This is a genomic window from Vibrio sp. 704 (assembly GCF_033339295.1).
On sequence record NZ_JAWOUH010000769.1, the window covers coordinates 1 to 577 of the forward strand.

General features: G+C 48.7%; 1 protein-coding gene. It reads right to left on the reverse strand.

The features are described 5' to 3' along the window. Window positions 1-577 (reverse strand): ATP-binding protein (locus R7R24_RS29010; protein ID WP_318120499.1); only part of this gene is annotated, 577 nt, incomplete at both ends.

Below are 577 nucleotides of genomic sequence, written 5' to 3' on the forward strand. Positions count from 1 at the left end.
TCCGTGCCGTCACAATCAGGTAAATTGATGTCAACAAGCGCGATGTCAAAATCTTGTTTATCAATGATTCGTTCAGCTTGCAGGCCATCTTCCGCCATCACAACTTGGTGCCCCATGCTCTGGAGGAAACCTTCCGCCACTACGCGGTTTACTTCATTGTCTTCGACCAACAGCACTTTGGCTTTCACCTTGCAGCGAGCGCTCGCCACAACACCGATTTCAACAGGTTCGCTTTCTTCAAGTGGGATGGAGAACCAGAAACGGCTGCCTTCGCCCTCTTCTGAGTCGACTTCTAGCACGCCGCCCATGGCTTCGACGATACGTTTGCTGATTGCTAAACCAAGCCCTGTACCACCGATTTGGTTCAGACCACCTTCTGCTTGCGTGAAGGCATCAAACAGAGTTTTCTGATCTTTTTTCGAAATGCCGATACCTGTGTCTGAGACTTCAAATAGCACTTGCGATTCGTCTTCTGGATTCAGGCTGACGTAAATATCAATTTCACCGTCTTCAGTGAATTTGATCGCGTTACCCACTAGATTGTTCAGCACTTGGCTAATGCGCGTTACATCCCCTT